Source organism: Billgrantia endophytica (assembly GCF_002879615.1).
Lineage (GTDB): Bacteria > Pseudomonadota > Gammaproteobacteria > Pseudomonadales > Halomonadaceae > Halomonas > Halomonas endophytica.
In genome coordinates this window covers 69483-88172 of record NZ_PNRF01000041.1, presented here as the reverse complement: position 1 = coordinate 88172, position 18690 = coordinate 69483, and the positions used below count along the sequence as shown (strand labels likewise).

The 18690-nt window shown below is 63.2% G+C and carries 18 protein-coding genes; 12 read left to right on the top strand and 6 right to left on the bottom strand.

Annotated elements, in window-relative coordinates; genetic code table 11:
• Positions 1-95 precede the first annotated feature (95 nt).
• The 6 genes from C1H69_RS19730 (at position 96) to C1H69_RS19705 (ending at position 6104) form a co-directional block, all read left to right on the top strand.
• The gene (locus C1H69_RS19730; protein WP_102655093.1) at positions 96-914 is read left to right on the top strand and encodes a GntR family transcriptional regulator; all 819 of its coding nucleotides are present in this window, start codon (positions 96-98) and stop codon (positions 912-914) included.
• A 164-nt stretch (positions 915-1078) separates the two neighbouring features.
• Complete coding sequence (leuC, locus tag C1H69_RS19725; protein ID WP_102655128.1) at positions 1079-2476, top strand: 3-isopropylmalate dehydratase large subunit; 1398 nt, start codon at positions 1079-1081, stop codon at positions 2474-2476.
• A 14-nt stretch (positions 2477-2490) separates the two neighbouring features.
• Positions 2491-3129: a 3-isopropylmalate dehydratase small subunit gene (leuD, locus tag C1H69_RS19720; RefSeq protein ID WP_102655092.1), complete on the top strand. Its 639-nt coding sequence runs from the start codon at positions 2491-2493 to the stop codon at positions 3127-3129.
• Positions 3130-3203: 74 nt separating this feature from the next.
• Positions 3204-4205: a TRAP transporter substrate-binding protein DctP gene (gene dctP, locus C1H69_RS19715; RefSeq protein WP_102655091.1), complete on the top strand. Its 1002-nt coding sequence runs from the start codon at positions 3204-3206 to the stop codon at positions 4203-4205.
• Positions 4206-4284: 79 nt separating this feature from the next.
• Positions 4285-4791, top strand: coding sequence for a TRAP transporter small permease (locus C1H69_RS19710; protein WP_102655090.1), 507 nt, complete (start codon positions 4285-4287; stop codon positions 4789-4791).
• Positions 4791-6104 carry a TRAP transporter large permease gene (locus tag C1H69_RS19705; protein ID WP_102655089.1) on the top strand — a complete coding sequence of 438 codons (1314 nt, stop codon included), beginning with the start codon at positions 4791-4793 and terminating at the stop codon, positions 6102-6104. Before C1H69_RS19710 ends, C1H69_RS19705 begins: the two co-directional genes overlap by 1 nt.
• A gap of 64 nt (positions 6105-6168) precedes the next feature.
• Here the strand turns inward: C1H69_RS19705 and hepT are convergent, their stop codons facing one another.
• The 3 genes from hepT to C1H69_RS19690 form a co-directional block, all read right to left on the bottom strand.
• Positions 6169-6588, bottom strand: coding sequence for a type VII toxin-antitoxin system HepT family RNase toxin (gene hepT / locus C1H69_RS19700; RefSeq protein WP_102655088.1), 420 nt, complete (start codon positions 6586-6588; stop codon positions 6169-6171).
• The gene (gene mntA, locus C1H69_RS19695) at positions 6573-6989 is read right to left on the bottom strand and encodes a type VII toxin-antitoxin system MntA family adenylyltransferase antitoxin (protein ID WP_102655127.1); all 417 of its coding nucleotides are present in this window, start codon (positions 6987-6989) and stop codon (positions 6573-6575) included. The genes hepT and mntA overlap by 16 nt, the downstream gene beginning before the upstream one ends.
• 204 nt (positions 6990-7193) lie before the next feature.
• Positions 7194-8672, bottom strand: coding sequence for a protein adenylyltransferase SelO (locus tag C1H69_RS19690; RefSeq protein WP_102655087.1), 1479 nt, complete (start codon positions 8670-8672; stop codon positions 7194-7196).
• A 312-nt stretch (positions 8673-8984) separates the two neighbouring features.
• On the opposite strand from C1H69_RS19690, the gene C1H69_RS19685 reads away from it, so the two are divergent.
• Positions 8985-9728, top strand: coding sequence for a haloacid dehalogenase type II (locus C1H69_RS19685; protein ID WP_102655086.1), 744 nt, complete (start codon positions 8985-8987; stop codon positions 9726-9728).
• Between the two features lie 12 nt (positions 9729-9740).
• On the opposite strand, the gene C1H69_RS19680 is transcribed toward C1H69_RS19685, so the two are convergent.
• A complete protein-coding gene (locus C1H69_RS19680; protein ID WP_102655085.1) occupies positions 9741-10421 on the bottom strand; it encodes a GntR family transcriptional regulator in 681 nt (226 codons plus the stop codon).
• 168 nt (positions 10422-10589) lie between these two features.
• Between C1H69_RS19680 and dctP (C1H69_RS19675) the strand changes: the two genes are divergently transcribed.
• The 5 genes from dctP (C1H69_RS19675) (at position 10590) to C1H69_RS19655 (ending at position 16415) form a co-directional block, all read left to right on the top strand.
• Positions 10590-11591, top strand: coding sequence for a TRAP transporter substrate-binding protein DctP (gene dctP / locus C1H69_RS19675; RefSeq protein WP_102655084.1), 1002 nt, complete (start codon positions 10590-10592; stop codon positions 11589-11591).
• A 71-nt stretch (positions 11592-11662) separates the two neighbouring features.
• Positions 11663-12181 carry a TRAP transporter small permease subunit gene (locus C1H69_RS19670; protein WP_102655083.1) on the top strand — a complete coding sequence of 173 codons (519 nt, stop codon included), beginning with the start codon at positions 11663-11665 and terminating at the stop codon, positions 12179-12181.
• Positions 12182-12183: 2 nt separating this feature from the next.
• Positions 12184-13518, top strand: coding sequence for a TRAP transporter large permease (locus C1H69_RS19665; RefSeq protein ID WP_102655082.1), 1335 nt, complete (start codon positions 12184-12186; stop codon positions 13516-13518).
• A 12-nt stretch (positions 13519-13530) separates the two neighbouring features.
• The gene (locus tag C1H69_RS19660; RefSeq protein WP_102655081.1) at positions 13531-14901 is read left to right on the top strand and encodes a malonyl-CoA decarboxylase; all 1371 of its coding nucleotides are present in this window, start codon (positions 13531-13533) and stop codon (positions 14899-14901) included.
• Entirely contained in the window at positions 14898-16415 is a 1518-nt protein-coding gene (locus tag C1H69_RS19655; protein ID WP_102655080.1) for a malonate--CoA ligase, read from the top strand. The genes C1H69_RS19660 and C1H69_RS19655 overlap by 4 nt, the downstream gene beginning before the upstream one ends.
• A gap of 92 nt (positions 16416-16507) precedes the next feature.
• Here the strand turns inward: C1H69_RS19655 and C1H69_RS19650 are convergent, their stop codons facing one another.
• Both C1H69_RS19650 and C1H69_RS19645 read right to left on the bottom strand, forming a co-directional pair.
• Positions 16508-17614, bottom strand: coding sequence for a hypothetical protein (locus C1H69_RS19650; RefSeq protein WP_102655079.1), 1107 nt, complete (start codon positions 17612-17614; stop codon positions 16508-16510).
• A 47-nt stretch (positions 17615-17661) separates the two neighbouring features.
• Positions 17662-18684: a Nif3-like dinuclear metal center hexameric protein gene (locus tag C1H69_RS19645; protein WP_102655078.1), complete on the bottom strand. Its 1023-nt coding sequence runs from the start codon at positions 18682-18684 to the stop codon at positions 17662-17664.
• Positions 18685-18690 lie beyond the last annotated feature (6 nt).

Sequence of the window (18690 nt, the reverse complement as noted above, 5' to 3'; positions counted from 1 at the left end):
GTTCATGGCACATCAAGCTGTACTATGCATAATACATTTCTATGTCTACTTGGCTATCGACGTCAAGTTTCTTGGAACGAGTCAGGATATGCGCGATGAACAAGAATCATGCGACCTCCGTGGGCGGCACCAAATCCCATCGCATCTTCCTGCTGCTCAAGGATGCGATCCTCAGCGGGCGCCTCCCCGCCGGCAGCAAGCTACCCGGCGAGAACAAGCTCGCCGAGCAGCACGGGGTCTCCCGCGTTACCGTTCGGCGCGCCATGGAGGCGCTGCGGGAGACGGGGCTGGTGGACCGCAGGCCGGGCCTGGGCACCGTGGTACTGGAGCAGCCCCTCGACGCCACGGTGATGACGGCCAGCGTCTCCAACCTGCTGCCCAACATGGTCAAGATGAGCCAGGCATCCCGGGTCAGGCTGCTGGAGTTCTGCTACGTGAAACCGCCGGAGTCGGTGCGGGAGAGCCTGGGCCTGCGTGACGGCGAACGCGTGCAGCGCTCTACCCGGGTGCGCATGGCCGACGACAAGCCGTTCTCCTATCTGGTTACGCACGTACCCGAGCACATCGCCCTGCACTACAACGAGGCCGATCTTGCCAGCATGCCGCTGTTCGCCCTGCTGGAGCGCAGCGGAGTGCTGGTGGACCATGCCTCGCAGACCATTTCCGCCACCCTGGCCAGCCACGACGTGGCCACGGCGCTCGATGTCTCGGTGGGCTCGCCGCTCATTGCGCTGACCCGAGTGGTCTATGACCAGGAGGGGCGCGGCGTGGAGCACCTGGATGCGCTCTACCGGCCCGACCGTTACCGCATCCAGATCGACCTCAACCGTACCGGCGACGAGGAGGCCCGCTACTGGGAGCCGATGCCCCCCGCGGCGCGGCAGGCCCGGCGGAAGCGCTCCCGCAAGGCGTGACCTGGCAGATGCACCAATGTCCTATTATTAATACATTTAAAGAAAAGAAAAAAATACATTTGACCTGTGGCATGGTGCTGCGCTAGTTGTATTTACAACACTGACTTGTATTTACAGCACTGACACGAATGCACCGGATGCCGGCCTCGGCGAGCCAACCGACCATGACAATGCCAACGACCCTGTTCGACAAGGTGTGGGACGCCCATGAGATCCACCGCAGCGAAAGCGGCCAGAGCCTGCTGTGGGTCGACCGTCACTTCGTCCACGAAGGCTCCTTTCACGCCTTCGACAAACTGCGTGAGCGAGAGATGTCCGTGGCGCGCCCCGACCTCACCTTCGGCATCGCCGATCATTACGTGCCGACCCTGACACGCAGCCTCGGCGATATCGGCGATGACAAGATCCGCGGCATGATCGAACAGCTGGCAGACAATACCCGAGAACGCGGCATCACCCTGTTCGGCCTCGATGACCCGCGCCAGGGTATCGTGCACGTGCTCGGCCCCGAGCAGGGGCTGACCCAGCCCGGGCTGCTGATGGTATGCGGCGACAGCCACACCTCCACCCACGGCGCCTTCGGCAGCATCGCCTTCGGCATCGGCGCCTCGGAGGTGGCCCACGTGCTGGCCACCCAGACCCTGTGGCAGAGCCGCCCGAAGCAGATGCGCCTGACCATCGAGGGCACCCTGGCTCCCGGCATCACCGCCAAGGACATCGCACTGACCTGGATCGCCCGGCTGGGGGCCGACGGCGCCCGCGGCCATGCCATCGAGTACGCCGGCGGCGCCATACATGGGCTCTCCATGGAAGCGCGGCTGACGCTGTGCAACCTCTCCATCGAAGGCGGGGCCCGCTGCGGCATGATCGCCCCTGACGAAACCACCTTCGCCTATCTGCGCAGCCGTCCCTTCGCCCCTCAAGGGGAGCGCTGGGAACAGGCGCTGGCCTACTGGCAGACCCTGAAGAGCGACCCCGAAGCCCGCTTCGATCGCGACGTGGCCCTGGACGCCGCCGAGATCGCCCCCACCGTGACCTGGGGCGTATCGCCGGAAGAGGCGCTGCCCATCGACCAGCGCGTGCCGGATCCTTCAGCCCTGCGCGACGAAGGCAGGGTGCACCAGATGCGCGACAGCCTCGACTACATGGGGCTGTCACCGGGCCAGAAGCTGACCGACATCGCCATCGACCGGGTGTTCATCGGTTCCTGCACCAACGCCCGCATCGAGGATCTGCGGGCCGCGGCCGACATACTGAAAGGCCGCCGCAGCAAGGTCCCGGGCATCGTCTCGCCCGGCTCCACCCAGGTGAAGCACCGGGCGGAGGCCGAGGGTCTCGACGAGATATTCCGGGCCTCCGGCCTGGAGTGGCGCGAGTCCGGCTGCTCCATGTGCGTAGGCATGAACGGTGACCTGGTGCCCAGCGGCGAGCGTTGCGCCTCGACCACCAACCGCAACTTCAAGGGCCGCCAGGGGCCGGGGGCCAGAACCCACCTGATGTCGCCCGCCATGGTGGCCGCCGCCGCCGTGGCCGGCCACCTCACCGACATTCGCGAGCTGTGACGGGAGTCATTGTGATGGAACCGATCAAGATCATCGACGCCCCGGCCTGCCCGCTGGCGCTGGCCAACGTGGATACCGATCAGTTGATCCCGGCCCGCTTCATGAAAGAGCCGCGCAGCGTCGGCTACGGCCGGTTCCTGCTGCATGACCTGCGACATGACGAGAGCGGCGATCCCCATGAGACATTCATCCTCAACCACCCGGAGGCCGAAAAGGCACGGACCCTGGTGGCGCGGCGTAACTTCGGCGCCGGTTCAAGCCGGGAAGCGGCCGTCTATGCCCTGGTGGACCACGGCTTTCGCTGCGTGATCGCACCGAGCTTCGGCGACATCTTCTCCTCCAACGCGGTCAACAACGGCTTGTTACCGGCCACGGTGAGCGAGGAAGACGCCGAAGCGCTGCTGGCCGCGCTGGGCGATACCCCCGGACAGCTGCGGGTAGACCTGGAAGCGCAGCGCATCACCGTCGGTGGCCTCTCCGTGGGCTTCACCATCACCCCCACCTGGCGCACCAAGCTGCTCAACGGCTGGGACGATATCGACATGACTCGACAATACACGGACGCGATCCAACGGTTTGCCGCCGACTACACCCGGCGGCACCCCTGGCTCGACGTGACGCCACCCCAGCCCGAGATCATCTCCCGGGGATAATGCTGACAACGCCCTCGAACAGGGCGCCCAACAACCGGCAACACGATCACCCGCTGTTCACAAGGAGAATAACCATGAACAAACCTCTCATCGCTTCCCTCGGCCTTGCCACCCTGCTGGTCTCCGGCCATGCCCTGGCCGTGGACCGCATCAGTGCCGTTCACGCCTTTCCCCCATCGCTGATCTACACCGAGAGCTTTCTCGAGTTCGTCGACAAGGTGAACGAGCGCGGCGAAGGCGTGGTACAGATCGACGTGCGCGGAGGTCCCGAGGTGATCGGCCTCTCCGAGCAGCCCGATGCGGTACGCAACGGCGTGGTCGACATGGCCTACACCGCGGCGAGCTTCTACGCCGGCACCGTGCCCGAGCGCGACGCCATGGTGGCCTCCAACACCAACGCCATCTACGCCCGTGAGAGCGGCGGCATCGACCTGCTAAACGAGATCCACCAGGAAAAGATGGGCACCTATTACCTTGGCTGGTTCGACAGCGGGGTGAGCTACAACCTCTACACCATCAACGAGCCGCGCCTGGATGACGAAGGCAACCTGAGCGTTTCCGGCCTGACCCTGCGCAGCAATCCGGTCTACGATGCCTTCTTCCAGGACTACCTGGGTGCACAGCCGATCAGTCTGCCCACCACCGACGTCTACGCGGCGCTGGAGCGCAGCGTGGTCAACGCCACCGGCTGGACCCGGATCGGCCTCAAGGATCTCAACTGGGATCGCTTCCTCAACTATCGCATCGATCCCGACTTCTTCTCCACCGACATGGGCGTGATCGTCAACCTGGACAGCTGGAGCCGTCTCAGCGACGAAGCCCAGCAGATCCTCCAGGAGGTGGCCATCGAGCACGAGCGCGAAAGCGCCGAGCGCTTCGAGACCCTGGCCCAGGAACAGCAGGCCGAGCTGGAAGCCGACGGCATGGAGGTCTTCCGCCTGGAGGGAGAGGCCGGCGAGCGCTTCTCGGAAGCCGCCCGTGAAGCCACCTGGGAGCGCATGCGTCGACAGATGGAGCGCCACCCCATGGGACTCGAGCACTATGACGAGTTGATCGAGAAGTTCAACGACCTCTGAAGCATGACGGACCGGTCACCCGATGGCCGGCCCCTCTTCCCGTTCCCGCTCGGCTTCCAATCGAGCCCTGGATGATGCTATGCGATACGCGATTCGCGCTTACCTGCTGGCGCTCAACGGGATGGCCCTGCTGGCCGCCATCATGCTGGTGTGGCTGATGGTGGCCATCGTACTCTCCGTGGTGATCCGCAACCTCGGCCTGCAGCCTTCTGCCTGGTTCTTTCTCTCCACCGAGTACGCCATGTTCTACCTGACTCTGCTGGGGGCACCCTGGCTGGTGAGGCACAAAGGGCATGTGCATATCGAACTGCTCACTTCGATCCTGCCGCCGCTGGCTCTGCAGGTGCTGAGCCGCCTGGTCGCCCTGCTGTGTGTAGCGGTCTGTGCAATCCTGGCCTGGAAAGGCTATGACCTGGTGATGCTGAACCTTCAGCGCAGCGACTACGATGTGCGCGCCTTCTTCGTGCCGAAGTGGATTCTCACCATCGCCTACCCGGTGTGTTTCTCCATGATGGCCATCGAATTCGCCCGCTTCGCGGTGGGCCGAGAGATTCTTCACAGTGGCGAAGCGGGGATCAAGGAATAATGGAATGGTATCTGGCCCTGGCCTTTCTCCTGGCCCTCATCCTCGGCTTCATGGCCGTCGGCACGCCTATCGCGCTGGCGTTCCTGGCCGCCAACGTCATCGGCGCCTGGTACTTCATGGGAGGGCAAAGCGGCATCATCCAGATGCTCAACAACGGCTTCGGCGCCCTATCGAGCTTCAGCCTGGTGCCAATTCCGCTGTTCCTGCTGATGGGCGAGCTGTTCTTCCGCACCGGGCTCGGCATGAAGATGTTCAATGCCATCGACCAACTGATGGGGAAGGTTCCCGGCCGGCTCTCCTATGTCACCGTGGTAGGCGGCACCGGATTTTCCACCCTGAGCGGCTCATCGATGGGCTCGACCGCACTGATGGGCTCGCTGCTGGTACCCGAGATGGAACGGCGCGGCTACAAGAAGCACATGGCCATCGGCCCCATCCTGGGCACCGGGGGGCTGGCGATCATCATTCCGCCGTCGGCGCTGGCGGTGCTGCTCGCCACACTGGCCAAGATCGATATCGGCGCCCTGCTGATTGCCGGCATCGTGCCCGGGCTGCTGCTTGCCGGTCTCTACATGGCGACCATCTGGATCCAGACCCGACTCGACCCGTCGGCCGCCCCGGCCTATGACCTCGAACCGATTCCCCTCCAGGCCAAGCTGAGGCTGATCCTCACCGACATCCTGCCGATGATCAGCGTGATGATCCTGATCGTGATGCTGATGCTGACGGGTTTCGCCACTCCGTCCGAAGCGGCGGCCTTCGGTGCGCTTGGCGCGATCATCCTGGCCTTCATTTATCGCTGCATGAGCTGGGAGGCGTTCAAACTGTCGGTTACGGGGGCACTGAAGGTGACGCTGATGGCCTACCTGATCGTGTTCGGCTCGGCCACCTTCAGCCAGTTGCTGGCGTTTTCCGGGGCCTCCAGCGGCCTGATCCAGTGGTCCACCGGCTTTGACCTGGCGCCCATCCTGATGCTGCTCGCCATGTTCGCCGTGCTTCTGGTACTCGGCACCTTCATGGAGCAGATCTCCATCATGATGCTCACCGTGCCGTTCTTCTTCCCGTTGGCGCAGGTGCTGGGCTTCGACCCGATATGGTTCGGCATCATCGTGCTGTTGGCGCTGGAAATCAGCTTCTCCACGCCGCCGCTGGGACTCTTGCTGTTCGTGATGAAGGGGGTGGCGCCCAAGGGCACCACCATGCGAGAGATCTATTCGGCGGCGATCCCGTACATCCTCTGCTCGATGCTGCTGGTGGCCATCCTGATCGTGTTCCCGGCGCTCGCCACCTGGCTGCCCGGCATGATCGGCTAGCGAGAAACAGGCCCCCGCAGGAGTTGCTGGGCCCCGCTCGGTCGCCTCGGGGAGGGAGCGAGGCTCAGCGAAGCGACGGATCCATGAAGACTCGGGCAAACTGCCTGAACTGGTCGAGATGATCGCGGCAGATGGTGAAAACCACTTGCCAGTTAACGGATTCGTAGTTGTGCACCACGATGTTGCGAAAGCCGACCGATTTTCTCATGTTATCGGCAAGCTCCTGGCTGATCACGCTTCGCCCGGCGAGCACCTCGAAGCTCTGCCCCATCGTAATGGGGGACGTCAGCTCGTGGTGCTCTGCGATCCAGTGCGAAGCGATGTCGACGCAGAGCTGAACGGCACGGGTGAGATTGAGCGCCAGGATGTCCTGAGCATCGACATCCGCTTCCAAGGCCTCGACGCTGCTCGGACAGCGACTCTCGAGCCGCATGACGCAGTGACGCAGTGACTCCAGCTTCTGGTTGATCAGGAATTGATCCATGCCGCCTGCCTCGCCTTGAGGATTCTCTGCTGCAGCGGCACGAAATCCTCGTTGTCGATGATGTTGCGATAGACCAGCCGAGCCCAGGCCGAATCGCTGCCTTGCAGACGAACCCCCGAGGTGACGATCTGTGTCAGCAACGGCTGGCCAGCCGTCTTGAGATCGACCAAATCCACAGGGCGGGAGCACGCCAGGGCCAACGCCTCGATCAGGGTGATCTTCTTATCGCTGGTCAGCGGGTGCGGCGCTTCCACCGCAAGGTCGAGGTCGCTGTCGGGCCGGGCGCGTCCTTTGGCGAGCGAGCCGAACAGCACAACCTGTTCGATCTCATCGAATGGCGCAAGCGCCCGAAGGATTGCCTGGTGAAGCTCAGTGTCCTCACGACTACGCGTGGAATGCATGTCACGGCCTCGAAACATCAGATACGGCTAGTGTACTCCCAAGAGCAGCCACCGTGCATGGAAGCGAGCTGAATCACCTGATGGTATGAGACAGCCACACTCAGGTCACTGCCCCGCGCGGCTGAAAGTGCGGTGCCCAATACTCGCCTTCAGCCAGCACCTCGCGCAGATGCCAGGCTGCCCGGCATGATCGGCTAGGCAAATTCACGTGCCACAGAAGGTACGGAAGACCCGTTCGCTAGGCGATGCCGGCAGGGTATAGGCCTCGCAACCGGCCTGCTCCTCGTAAGGCTGGGTGATCACGGCAAGCAGCGCCTCGAAAGGAGCGAAGTCGTCCTCGTCGATGGCGGCTGTCAGTGCCTGCTGGACCCGGTGGTTGCGCGGGATATAAAGGGGGTTGACGAGCCGCATCCGACGGACGCGATCGGCGGGGGCCAGCGTCTCCTGGGCCAGGCGCGCGCGCCAGCGTTCGAGCCATCCCTCGATGCCTTCCACACGCTCGAACAGTTCGAGAAGCGCCGTATCTCCCGCCGAGGAGCGGGCGCAATCGCAGAGCTGCCGGAAGGTCAGGGTGAAGTCGGCATGCCCCTCCTGCATGACGCCCAGCAACGCTTCGATCAACGCCTCGTCGCCTCTCTCCTCACGCTCCATGCCAAGCTTGGCACGCATCACCGCCAGCCACTCGCTCTCGTATCGGGCGGGGTAGGCCTGGAGCGTCTCGGTGGCGAGCTCCACCGCGCGCTCCTGGTCATCGTCGATCAGCGGCAGCAGTGTCTCGGCCAGCCGCGCCAGGTTCCACTGGGCGATCCATGGCTGGTTGGCATAGGCGTAGCGCTTGCCCTCGTCGATGGAGCTGAACACGGTCTTGGGATCGTAGGTTTCCATGAAGGCGCAGGGGCCATAGTCGATGGTCTCGCCCGATACCGTGGTGTTGTCCGTGTTCATGACGCCATGGATGAAGCCCACGCCCATCCACTTCGCCATCAAGGCCGCCTGACGGGCCTGAATCGCCGTCATCAACGCCAGGTAACGTTCGTTGCCGGACAGTCTTCCCAGCTCGGGGTAGTGACGTGAGACCACATGATCGGCCAGCTCACGCACGGCCTCGGTATCGCCGCGGGCAGCGAAGTACTGGAAGGTGCCGACCCGGATATGGCTGGCCGCCACCCGGGTCAGGATGGCGCCGGGCTCGGGCAGGCCTCGCATCACCCGCTCCCCGGTGGTCACCGCGGCCAGGGCACGGGTGGTGGGGATGCCCATCGCCTGCATCGCCTCGCTGACCAGATATTCCCGCAGCACCGGCCCCAGGGGGGCACGGCCGTCGCCACCCCGGGAGAACGGCGTACGTCCGGCCCCCTTGAGCTGGATGTCACGCAGCCGGCCGGCCCGATCGGTGACCTCCCCCAGCAGCACGGCACGGCCATCGCCCAACCGGGGCACGAAGCCACCAAACTGATGCCCGGCATAGGCCTGTGCCAGCGGTTCGGCACCGGTCGGCACCACGTTGCCGGCAAACCATACCGTGGCCTCTTCCCTATCGAACGCATCCAGGTCGAAGCCCAGCTCCTCGGCCAGGGATCGGTTGAACGCCACCAGGCGTGGCGAGGCCACGGGAACCGGGTCGAAGCGCTCGAAGAAGCGTCCAGGCAAGCGGGCGTAGCGAAGGGTGAAGGAGGGAAACATGATGGCTCCGATTGTCGGCTGGGCCCACAAGACATGGTGTGAGGCTATACCCTGATCAGACAAGGCATGCCCGTCAACATTCCACCCCGGATCCAGATGAAAGTGGTGCCGAGGCGATGCCGGTCACGGGCTCCAGGTACCAAGGCTCCCAACACCGCTACTTTCTAACCTATAATCACAAGAATGGCTTTCCTGCATCATGAAACGCACCAACCGTGAGCGCACCCGCTGTCATGACAGCCACCAGGCCGCCCCCTTCCCCTGAAACACCACGACCAACCGACAAGCCTGACCCATGAGGAGACGTTAGGAATGAGCCTGTCCCCGCAACAGATTGCCGATGTCCGCTGTCTGGCTTTCGATGTCTTCGGCACGGTTGTCGACTGGCGCAGCAGCGTGATCCACGAAGGAGAGGCTCTGGGCAAGGCCCGGGGGCTGGAGGTGGACTGGGCCGCCTTTGCCGATGCCTGGCGTGCCGGATATGCCCCCTCCATGCACCGGGTACGCCAGGGTCGACTGTCCTGGACCTCGCTGGACCAGCTACATCGCATGACCCTGGACCGCCTGATTCAGGAATTCGGCATCACCGGGCTCACCGAAGCCGACAAGGCGCATTTCAATCGTGTCTGGCACCGCCTGCAACCCTGGGAGGACGCCGTGACCGGCATGGAGCGCCTGCGCGAACGCTTCATCCTGACCACTCTCTCCAATGGCAACATGGCCCTGCTGGTCAACATGGCCAAGCATGCCGGTCTTCCCTGGGACTGCATCCTGTCGGCCGAGCTGGCCCGCCACTACAAGCGCGACCCCGAGGTCTACCGCATGGCCGCGCGGCTTCTTGACCTTAGCCCCCAGCAGATCATGCTGGTGGCCGCCCATCAGGACGACCTCCAGGCCGCCCATCGTGAAGGATTCCATACCGCTTTCGTGATGCGCCCGCTCGAACACGGGCCCGATGCCGAACCCGATCTCAGCATCGACCCGGCCTTCGACTATGTGGCCAGCGACTTCCACGACCTGGCCGATCAGTTGCTGGGGCGCCGCGGCAATCCTTGACGGTCCGCAGCGTCAGGTTGTGGTCCTGGAAGCATCCAGTTTCTTGACGCTGGCGATGAAATCACTGAACCGCTCGCCCTGGATCAATACATGCTCGCGCAGCGCCCGCTCGGCGAGCTCCGCCGCCCCCTTCTCGATTGCCGCGACGATCTCGCGGTGCTCACCCAAGGAGTTGCTCATCCGCTGGCGCACCTGCAGTTGCAAACGCCGATAGGGCTTTAGGCGCTGTTTGAGTCGGCGCGCCTCGTCGGCCAGAAAGGCGTTGTGGCTCGCGGCATAAATGCACTCGTGAAAGGTCTCGTTCTCATAGTAATACTCGTCGGTGTCCCCTGCCTGGGCCGCGGCCTCGCAGCGCTGGAAGGCATCGCGTAGCGCGACGAGCTCCTGCTCCGTGATACGGCGTGCCGCCAGGCGCCCGCACATACCCTCCAGCTCCGCCATCACTTCGAACATCTCGATCAGTTGATCGATGCCGACCCGGGCGACGAAGGTACCCTTCTTGGGCGACACCGTGACCAGGCCACTGGCCACCAACTGCTGGATAGCCTCGCGCACGGGCGTACGGGATACGCTGAACTCGCTCCCCAGGGCCTCCGGGTCGAGGCGCTCCCCGGGCGTTCGACGCCCATTGATGATGTCATCTTCAAGCGAATCTCTAAGTCGCTGTGCATTCGATCGCTTAACGCTGCTCACACGTCACCTCCATCACCTCGGCTACCCGTTTACCTTTCGCATGTGCTGCTGTCTGGCACGGCGATATTGACAACAATATATATGAAGTCTATTGATATATATATCAGCCAGTCTGATAAACACTACGTGGCTGCTTAAACCATACAAGAACAATCCTTGGAGCTTCACATGACACGCCACCTCAAGCCTGCCGCTACCGCAGTGCTCGGACTTGCCATCGCTTTCAGCGGCGCCGTCTCAGCCGACACCGTGCTACGCGCTTCGCACCAGTTTCCCGGCGGACAGGGCGATGTCCGCGACGAGATGGTCCAGTTGATGGCCCGGCATGTTGCCGATGCGGATGTCGGCCTGCAGATCCAGGTCCATCCCGGTCAATCGCTGTTCCGCGCCAACGAGCAGTGGGGTGCGCTGGTCCGAGGACGCCTGGACCTGACCCTGTTGCCGCTGGACTACGCCAGCGGTCGCCATCCGGAATTCTCCGCCACCCTGATGCCCGGCCTGGTTCGCAATCATGACCATGCCCGACGCCTCAACGACTCCGAGTACATGGACATGATCAAGGAGGTGATACTGGATGGCGGAGCCCGTGTACTGGCCGATTCCTGGCTGGCCGGCGGTTTCGCTTCCAGCGAGCGCTGCATCACGTCACCTGACACCATACGCGGTCAGAACATACGCGCCGCAGGACCGGCCTTCGAGCAGATGCTGGAGGCCGCTGGCGCGTCGATCGCCTCGATGCCTTCCTCCGAGATCTACACCGCCATGCAGACCGGTGTACTGGAAGCGGCCAATACCTCGTCGATGTCGTTCATCTCCTTCCGTCTCTACGAACAGGTCGAATGCCTGACCGAGCCCGGGGACTATGCCTTGTGGTTCATGTATGAGCCGATCCTGATCTCCGAGCAGGTCTGGCAGGGCCTCAACGAGGAGCAGCAGGAAGCGCTGCTCGAAGCAGGCCAGGCAGCGGAAGACTTCTTTGCCGCCGAGGCGGCCGCTCTCGACCAGAAGATGGTCGAGGTTTACGAGGAGAACGGCATAGACGTCGTCAGCATGTCCGAGGAAGACTATAACGCCTGGCTCGAGATTGCTCGGGAGACCTCCTACAAGAATTTCGCCGAGAGCGTTCCCAACGGCCAGGCCATCATCGACGCCGCCCTGGCAGTCGAGTAATCGCCTGAGTGACCCACGGCTGTTCGGCCACCCACCGGGGTGGCCGCCTTCCAATCGCTCCCGAGGGAACCATGGCTTCCACGACTCATGAAATCACCGCGCGGAGCGGGCTGATCGGCGCCTATATCCGCCTGATGGACCGTCTGTCGCGCATTACCGCCTATCTGGCAGGCATCATGTTCATTGCGGGCGTCGTCGTCATCTGCCAGATGGTCTTCATTCGCTACATACTGGGCATGAGCACCAGCTGGCAGACGGAATTCACCGTCTTGTCCATAACCGGCGCCATGCTGTTGGGCAGCCCATACGTGCTGATGACCGGCGGCCACGTCGCCATCACCCTCCTGCCCGACGCGCTGGGCGGCACAGTGCGCAAGCTGATGAGGCTAGTTGCCGCCCTGTTCGGCCTCGCCTTCTGTGCCGCCCTGGCCTACGCCTCCTGGATCTATGTGTGGGAAGCCTGGGAAGGCCGCTGGACCACCGGTACGGTATGGAACCCTCTCCTCTGGCCGGGCCTGCTGCCGATGGCCGTTGGCACGACGCTGCTGACGCTGCAGTACATTGCCGAAATCCTGCGTGGGGAGGGCTGAGCATGGACCCGATCACCATGGGTATCATCGTTGCCATCGCCCTGATCGTGCTGATGGCGATCGGCACGCCCATCGCCTTTGCCCTGGGCGGCGTCTCGCTGATCGCGCTGATCTACGACCGCGGCCTGCCCGAGCTCACCTATTTCGGCGAGACCTTCTTCGACCGCATCGCCGAGTTCGGCTTCGTGGCCATTCCGATGTTCATCCTGATGGGCGCCGCGGTGGCCTCCTCGCCCACCGGCCGCGATCTCTACCGCTCTCTGGACCTGTGGATGGGCCGGTTGCCGGGTGGGCTGGCCGTATCCAACATCGGCGCCTGCACGATCTTTTCCGCGCTCTCCGGGTCCTCGCCGGCCACCTGCGCCGCCATCGGCAAGATGGGCATCCCCGAGATGCGCAACCGCGGCTATCCCGACGGTGTCGCTGCAGGCTGCATCGCCGCCGGAGGAACCCTGGGCATCCTGATCCCCCCTTCGGTGACGATGATCATCTACGGCATCTCCACGGAAACCTCGATCGGCCGCCTGTTCATTGCCGGCGTCATACCGGGCCTCATGCTATCCGGCCTATTCATGATCTGGACCATGGTCGCCTGTCATCTGGCCGGGGGCCACTACAACCCACTGGCACGAACCGCCGAGAAGATGGCGCAGAACATCAAGGCCAACGTCGACTCCAACGTCAAGGCGATGATGCGAGTCCTGCCCTTTCTGGCGGTGGTAGGCTGCATTCTTTTCGCACTCTACGGCGGAGTGGCCACTCCCTCCGAGGCCGCCGGCGTCGGTGCCTTCCTCTGCCTGGCTCTGGCCATCCTCATCTACCGCATGTGGCAAGTGGGCCCCATCAAGCTGATCATGCGCGACTCGCTGCGAGAAAGCGTGATGATCATGATCATCATCGCCACGGCCGAGGTGTTCGCCTACGCGCTCTCCTCGATGTTCATCACCCAGACCGTAGCGGCCGCCATCGCTGACCTCGAGGTCAACCGCTGGGTGTTGATGGGTGTCATCAACCTCTTCCTGCTGGTCGCCGGCTTCTTCCTGCCGCCGGTCGCCGTGATCGTGATGACCGCGCCGATCCTGCTGCCGATCATCCTGGCTGCGGACTTCGACCCCTACTGGTTCGCGGTGATTCTGACCATCAACCTGGAGATCGGCCTGATCACCCCACCGGTGGGACTCAACCTGTTCATCATCAAGGGCATCGCGCCGGACATCTCGCTGCGCGACATCCTGATGGGCAGCCTGCCCTATGTCATGTGCATGGTGCTCGGGATCATCCTGCTGTGCTTCTTCCCGGGCATCGCACTGTGGCTACCGAACCTTGTCATGGGCTGAAGGAGTCATGTCATGAACATGAGCTTTCTGCAGGAGCTTTTCAACAACATCACCCAGCGCGACGCATTGCTATGGAGACGCCAGGGCGGCTCGGCGACCCCCGACCACACCCAGTTGCTCGACGCCTGCCGTGGCCTGCTGGAAAGCGACGGCGAGGCCTCCAGCATCAGCCTGGCAAGCCGGGCGCTGGCGATGTACAACCAGTTGGACGAGGCGGAGCGGACTCGCTTCTTCGAGGGCCTGGCCGATGACTTCGCCGCCGAGCCGGCGCGTATCGACGAGGCTTATGCGGCCTACCGCGAAACTCGCGACAACCCCAGCCTGCAACAGCTGTTCGACGCCTGCGAGCCACGCCGTCAGGAGCTGTTCCGGCGACTCAACCTGGCCAGCAACGGCACCTATGAACTGGTGCACATGCGCGAGGGCCTGCTCGGCCGGCTGCGCGAGCGCCCCAGGCCCGATGCCAAAGAGCTCGGGGCCATCGATGCCGATTTCTCCCACCTCTTCGCCTCCTGGTTCAATCGCGGCTTCCTGGTGCTCAAACGCATCGATTGGCATACCCCGGCCGCGATCCTGGAGAAGATCATCCGCTACGAGGCGGTGCACGAGATCCAGGACTGGAACGACCTGCGCCGCCGCCTCGACGCACTCGACCGCCGTTGCTTCGCCTTCTTCCATCCGGCGATCGGCGACGAACCGCTGATCTTCGTCGAGGTGGCCCTGCACAAGGGACTACCGCAGCAGATCCAGCCGATCCTGGCCGGAGAGCATCGCGAGATCGACGACCCCGAGGCCGCAGACACCGCCGCATTCTTCGGCATCAGCAACTGCCAGACCGGGCTGCGCGGCATCTCCTTCGGCAACTTCCTGATCAAGCAGGTGGTCCAGGAACTCAAGCAGGAGCTGCCGCAGCTCAGACATTTCGTGACGCTCTCCCCGGTACCGGGATTCGCCCACTGGCTCACGGAATGTCGCAACGACGAGAGCCTCCCGGCATCACTGCGCACCCCCCTGGCCGAACTCGACACCCCCGACTGGCATCTCGACCCGGGGCTCAGCGAGCGCCTGAAGACGATCGTCAAGCCCCTGGCCGCTCGCTACCTGGTCGAGGAGAAGAACGCTCGGGGCCTGCCGCTCAATCCGGTGGCGCGCTTCCATCTGGGCAACGGCGCAGAGCTGCATCGCATCAACTGGCTCGGCGATATCTCGGCCAAGGGTCTGCAACAGGCCGTCGGGCTCATGGTCAATTATCTCTATGTTCTCGACGACATCGAGCGAAATCACGAGAATTATATCGCCAAGGCCACCGTGGCCTGCTCCGGCGAGGTCCGCGACCTCAACCGCCGTGCCAGGAAAATGGCCAAGGGAGAAAATGCCAAATGAGTCATAACCTCTTCGAGACCTTCGCTGCCCGTATCCGCGACCGCGGCGACGCCGACTTCATCACCACCCGCGAAGGGCGCCGCTATAGCTACGCCGATACCCTGGCCGCCAGCGCCCGGCTGGCCGGTGCCCTGGTCGAGCTGGGCGTTGCCCCCGGTAACCGCGTCGCCGTGCAGGTCGACAAGAGTCCCGAGGCGATACTGCTCTATCTCGCCTGCCTGCGCGTGGGAGGCGTCTACCTGCCGCTCAACACCGGCTACACTGCCGACGAGATCCGCTACTTCCTCGCCGATGCCGAGCCGGCGCTGTTCGTCTGTCGCCCGGCCGCCCTCGAAGAAGCGCGTGTCGTGGCCGCCGACACCGGGTGCCCGGCGGTGGAAACGCTCGGCACTGACGCCGACGGCAGCCTGATGGAGAAGGCCGAACGGGCCACGCCTCGCCATGACATCGTCGAGCTTGGCAAGCGGGACCTGGCCGCGATCCTGTATACCTCGGGCACCACCGGGCGCTCCAAGGGCGCCATGTTGACCCACGACAACCTGGGCTCGAATGCGACCACCCTGGTCAAGGCCTGGCGCTTCAGTGCCAAGGATCGCCTGATCCACGCCCTGCCGATCTTCCATACCCACGGCCTGTTCGTCGGCTGCAACGTCACCTTGATGGCCGGCTCGAGCATGCTGTTCCTGCCGAAATTCGACGCCGACGTGATCTTCGAGGAGCTGCCCCGTGGCAGCGTGATGATGGGTGTACCGACCTTCTATACCCGTCTGGTGCAAGACGAGCGCCTCACCCCCGAGGTGACCGCCAACATGCGCCTGTTCGTCTCCGGCTCGGCCCCGCTCACCGCCGAGACCCACCAGGCCTTCGAGGCCAGGACCGGCCATGCCATCCTCGAGCGCTATGGCATGACCGAGACCAACATGAACCTCTCCAATCCCTACGACGGTGAACGCCGCGCCGGCACCGTGGGCATGCCGCTGCCAGGCGTGGAGTACCGCATCACCGACCGCGAGACCCATGAGCCGGTACCCCAGGGCGAGATCGGCATGCTCGAGATTCGCGGCCCCAACGTTTTCATCGGCTACTGGCGCCTGCCCGAGAAGACCCGCGAGGAACTGCTCGACGACGGCTTCTTCGTGACCGGCGATCTGGCCACGGTGGACGAGCACGGCTACGTGCATATCGTCGGCCGCGCCAAGGATCTGGTCATCTCGGGCGGCTACAATGTCTATCCCAAGGAGATCGAGCAGTTGATCGACGAGCTGGAAGGTGTGGTGGAATCGGCCGTAGTCGGCCTGCCCCACCCGGACTTCGGCGAAGGCGTCACCGCCGTGGTAGTGCCCCGGGCGGACGCCGACCTCGACGAAACCGGAGTGCTCGGGGCCCTGCAGGGCAAGCTGGCCAAGTACAAGCAGCCCAAGCGGGTATTCTTCACCGACTCCCTGCCACGCAATACGATGGGCAAGGTGCAGAAGAACGAATTGCGCAAACAGTACCAGGACATCTATCGCTGACGGCTTCGCCCATCTTGGCCAAGGCCCGGTCGGTTGCACACCGCAGCCGACCGGGCCTTTCGCTTTCCTTGTCTTGTCTTGCCTTCCCTTGGCTAAACCACCAGAGGCGTCACGAAAAAGGCGATCACGAACGCCGTGGCCAGCCTTATCACGATGCCCAGCACGGCGGCCCCCATCGCCTCGCGCTCGCTCAGGTCAGAGCTTTCCGCCCAGACCACCGGAACCTGCCCGAAGATGGCCGACAGCGGCAGCCCCGATGAAGCCAGGACGAACGAGCCGACCACCAGGGAGGGGTCGATCTCCCCCGCCATCGCCTGCAGCTGGCCCATGGCAAGCGTCGGGCTGACCAGGATCGACAGCACCCCCGTTTCCGGATGAATGTTCAAGAGCAGCATGACGCTACCCAGCGCCGACTCTATCGTCGTCCACACGCCGATATAGTCCAGTACGCCGATCACGGCGAACACCAGTGCCACGGCGGGGATCAGGATCAGCAGCAGCAGTTCCACCCCCTCGCGGGCGGCACTGAACATGGTCGGCAGGAAGTCGCGCTCGGGCGTGAAGGTGGGCAGGTTGCCGATCTCGACCCGCTTGACGTCGCGGTAGATGACTTTGGAAAGCAGGAGCGGGGAGAGTATCAGCGGCAGGAACACCGCCAGCAGCACCACGACAAAGACATTCACCCCGGCGAAGGTCAGCGCCATCATCCCCAGCATGAAGGTGGAGAAGGATTGCTGGGACTGCACCATGGTGGCGATGGCCAGTTTCTGTTCATCCCTGGTGGCGCCGGCCTGCTTCAGGATGGGCCCAGAGATCTTCCCGGCCGCATTGATATCCCCGAAGATGTTGTACACGCTGGGAATGATGACGGCGGGGTTGACCCCGATGAGCTTCATGGCGGGAACGAAGATGCGCACCAGCGCATCGGTAAAGCCAAGCCTTTCCAGCAGCCGCCCGATGATGACGCTGACGATGATCGCCGTACCCACCACCCCGGTCAGGAACACATCGACGACAACCGGTTGCACCGACTCCATGATGGAATTGAACAACCCCGACAGGCTTGCCGGCGAGAACATCAGCAATAGCAGGCAGATACATAGCAGTACGGTGCCGACCACTTCGATCCTCTTCCACGCTCTCTTGCTTTCGGAAATACTGGCTTTCTTCGAATCAGGGGTAGTAACGGAAGTTTTCATGGCAAGTCTCTTTTGTTATTGGACGATGTCTTGAAAGCACCGGATCGTCACACTTCGCTCATGGCATTCTTGCCGAGCAGGTGTCGGGCCGACATCTCTTTCGCATAGGTTTGCATGGCCGTATTGCCTACCTTTTTCACGGGAGTGGAAGTGACTCGGTCCCTGAACAGCACGACCTCCACCCCTTCGAGCAGCGTGTCCAGGGCATAGGCCAGGGGCAGGCCATTTTCGAGAATTTCCATGACATGACAGTTCCCCACGATGAAATTCAAGCCCAGTTCATCGGCGGTCTTGATCAGTTCATGTCCGGCATAGACGCGACTGATGGAAGCAACGACGGTATCGATACCGGCGTTCTCCTCCACCGCCTGCCTCAGGTTCTCGGGAGAGAAGCCGGTATGCGGGAAGATGTGCAGGATGTTTTCTACCCGGCTGTCGCGGGCGCCGAGATGAATGAACCCCTTGGTCTCGACACTGGTTTCGCGAATGTCATCGATACCTCGCACGAGGCGCTCTTCCGCCAGCAACGCGCGATCCTGCTCGAGCGCCATGTAGGCATCCAGCCGATCGAGGATATCGCCGAGGGTGTCGACATCGGGAAGGGCCCTGCCGACGAACATGATATTGCCATGGACACCACCGTAGGAAATGCTTCCCTTGACCACCTTGTGGCCGTGCAGGAAGGGAATTCCCGGATGCAGGCCATGGAAGGCTTCGTGGCACTCGAGTCCGGCTACATCGTAGAGGTCCAGGTAGTTCTTCAAGGTCACCCCGCCACAGCTGGCGGCATCCGCGATGGGATGATGCGCCACCACGGCGTCGACTCCCGTGGCGCCCGCCAGCTCGATGACCAGCTCCGTCATGGTCATGCAGACGGCCACCTTCCTGACGACCTTGTTCGGGTCGCCATAGATCAGGCCGGGAATTTCCAGAACGGACTTTCCATGGATGCCCGATGACTTCAGGATCACGAACGGGTGGTCACCACGCTCCACCTCTTCCATGGACGAGACCGTCCTACCACCGGTAATGACATGCAATGCACCCACAATATCGACGACTTTAGCCATAACCTC